Here is a 2695-nt window from a genome sequence, read left to right on the forward strand (position 1 = left end):
GTCCCAGACCACGACCCCGCCCCGGACCCAGAACCCTCCCGCGTTCGTCCGGCCCCTCGGACATATTGCGATAATCGGTCTCATGATCGAAGCGCGGCGGCTCCATATCCTCCGTGCGGTGGCAGACCACCGCACCGTGACGGCGGCGGCCGCCGCGCTGTATCTCACGCCCTCGGCGGTCTCGCAGCAGCTCGCCGCCCTGGAGCAGGAGACCGGGCACCGGCTGGTCGAGCGGGGTGCCAAGGGCGTGCGGCTGACCCCGGCCGGTGAGATCCTGCTCAGCCATACCAATGTGGTGCTGGCCCAGCTGGAGCGGGCCGAGGCGGAGCTCGCCGCGTACAGCTCGGGTGCGGCCGGCACGGTCACCGTCGCCGCGTTCGCGACCGGCATCGCACAGGTCGTAGCGCCCGCCGTGACCCGGCTCGCCCGCCTCGCGCCCGGCATCCGCATCCGCGTCCAGGACGCCGAGGGCGACGCCAGTCTGCCGATGGTGCTGGACCGGCAGGTGGATGTCGCGGTCGCCGTCGAGTACCGCGGGGCCCCGCCCGCCGACGACCCGCGCCTGACCCATCTCCCGCTCTACGCCGAGCCGTTCGACGCGGTCGTCCCGGTCACCCACCGCCTCGCCGACGCCCACGAGGTCCCCCTCGCCGAACTGGCCAAGGACCCGTGGATCGGCCCATACCCCGGCAACCCCTGCCACGAGGTCGTCGTCCTGGCCTGCGAGAACGCCGGATTCCAGCCCCGCCTCGAACACTCCTCGGACGACTTCCGTGCCGTGGTCGCCCTGGCATCCGCCGACGCGGGCGTGGCCCTCGTCCCCCGCTCGGCGCTCCGCGGCATGGACCTGACGGGAGTCGTCGTCCGGCCCGTCGACGGGGTGGCCCCGACCCGCCGGGTCTTCGCTGCCGTACGACGCGGCACGGAGGAGCACCCGCTGATCCGTCCGGTCCTGGACGCGTTGGAAGAAGTGGCCCGGACGTAACCTCGTCTTCTCATATGCGGGATATCGTCCCGGATATGAGATCCGAGGAAGCGGTGACAACTCTCGACCCCGTGGACGTCCGACTCGGCGTCCGGCTCGCCGAGCTGCGGGCCGAACACGGCTGGTCCCTGGGCGAGTTGGCGGAGCGGAGCGGGGTGAGCCGCTCGACCCTGTCCCGCGCCGAGCGCGCCGAGATCAGCCCCACCGCCTCCCTCCTCAACCGCCTGTGTGGCGTCTACGGCCGGACGACGTCCCAACTCCTCAGCGAGGTGGAGGCCGAACCCGCCCTGCTGGTCCGCGCCGCCGAGCAACCGGTGTGGGAGGACCGCGCCTCCGGTTTCGTACGGCGATCCGTGTCACCCCCGCACACCGGGCTGCGCGGCGAACTCGTCGAGGGGCGGCTCCGGCCGGGCGCCGACCTCGCCTACGACCGGCCGCCCGTGCCCGGCCTGGAACAGCACATCTGGGTCCTGGAGGGCGCCCTCGACGTGACGGCCCAGGACACCGAGCACCATCTGGACGCGGGTGACTGTCTGCGGCTGCGGGTGTGGGGACCGACGCGGTTCCGGTGCTCGGGTCCTGACGACGTGCGCTACGTACTGGCGGTGGTGTTGCCGTGAAGGCGACGGCGAAGGCGAAGGCGACGGTGACGGTGACGGTGCGGGGTCTGGACGCGCCTCAACTGCTCGCCGCCGTGGGTGAGTTGGCGGACTTGCTAGTCGACACGGTGGACGACGGCGCCTCGATCGGGTTCCTCGCTCCGCTCGGCCGTGCGGCTGCCGTCGACTGGTGGCGGGAGCGTGCTGACGGTGTGGCCGCCGGGCAACTCGCCGTGTGGGTGGCGCTGAGCGGCGACCGGGTCGTCGGCACGGTGAGCCTCGCCTTCCCTGACAAGCCCAACAGCCGCCACCGCGCCGAGTTGGTCAAGCTGATGGTGCACCGGGAGGCCAGGGGATCGGGGCTCGGCCGTCGGCTCCTGACCGTCGCCGAGACCGCGGCCGTCGCCGCCGGCATCACCCTCCTCCACCTCGACACCGAGACCGACAGCCCCGCCGAGCACCTGTACCGCTCGGCCGGCTGGACCCGGGCCGGCGTGATCCCGGACTACGCGGCGAGTCCGGCCGGGGTGCTGCGGCCCACGACGCTGTACTACAAGCGCGTGGGAGAGGAAAAGGGAGGCAGGGCGGACGTCGGGTCGGATGCGGAGGCGGACTTGGGGGCGGGCACTCCCACCAGGTGATTGTCAGTGGCAGCCGCTATCTTGCGAGTCATGCCGGATGCCGAAGACGTACGCCGTATCGCCCTCTCCCTCCCGGACACGACGGAGAAGATCGCCTGGAACATGCCCACCTTCCGGGTCGCCGGAAAGATGTTCGTCACCGTGCCCGAGGAGGAGACCTCCATCGCGGTGCGCTGCCCCAAGGAGGAGCGCGACGAACTGGTCATGGCCGAACCGGAGAAGTTCTGGATCGCCGACCACGAGGCGGGCTTCGCCTGGGTCCGGGCCCGCCTCTCCGCGCTGGACAGCGAGGACGAACTCCGTGACATTCTCGCCGACTCCTGGCGCCAGGCGGCCCCGCCCCGACTCCTGGACGCCTACCCCGAGTTGGGCCTCCCCTCCGGGTCCGGCGACTGAAATTCCCTCGGGCGTTGTCAGTGCCGCGTGGCATCATCCGGAAGCGGGAGTGGGAGCCGGGACGGAGGGGGACC

The 2695-nt window shown here is 71.8% G+C and carries 4 protein-coding genes; all 4 read left to right on the top strand.

Going from position 1 to position 2695, the window contains the following annotated elements; all coding sequences use genetic code 11:
* The first annotated feature begins 82 nt into the window (after window positions 1-82).
* The 4 genes from AC31A1_RS49720 to AC31A1_RS49735 are packed head-to-tail and all read left to right on the top strand — an operon-like array spanning window position 83 to window position 2621.
* Window positions 83-985 (top strand): LysR family transcriptional regulator, encoded by a 903-nt coding sequence (locus AC31A1_RS49720; protein WP_489659649.1) that lies wholly within the window; start codon window positions 83-85, stop codon window positions 983-985.
* A 35-nt stretch (window positions 986-1020) separates the two neighbouring features.
* A complete protein-coding gene (locus tag AC31A1_RS49725) occupies window positions 1021-1605 on the top strand; it encodes a helix-turn-helix domain-containing protein (RefSeq protein WP_489659650.1) in 585 nt (194 codons plus the stop codon).
* Between the two features lie 32 nt (window positions 1606-1637).
* The gene (locus AC31A1_RS49730) at window positions 1638-2225 is read left to right on the top strand and encodes a GNAT family N-acetyltransferase (protein WP_489659652.1); all 588 of its coding nucleotides are present in this window, start codon (window positions 1638-1640) and stop codon (window positions 2223-2225) included.
* Window positions 2226-2255: 30 nt separating this feature from the next.
* Window positions 2256-2621, top strand: a complete 366-nt coding sequence (locus AC31A1_RS49735; RefSeq protein ID WP_489659651.1) for an MmcQ/YjbR family DNA-binding protein — start codon at window positions 2256-2258, stop codon at window positions 2619-2621.
* Window positions 2622-2695 lie beyond the last annotated feature (74 nt).

It is taken from the genome of Streptomyces sp. P5F9 (genome assembly GCF_057961495.1).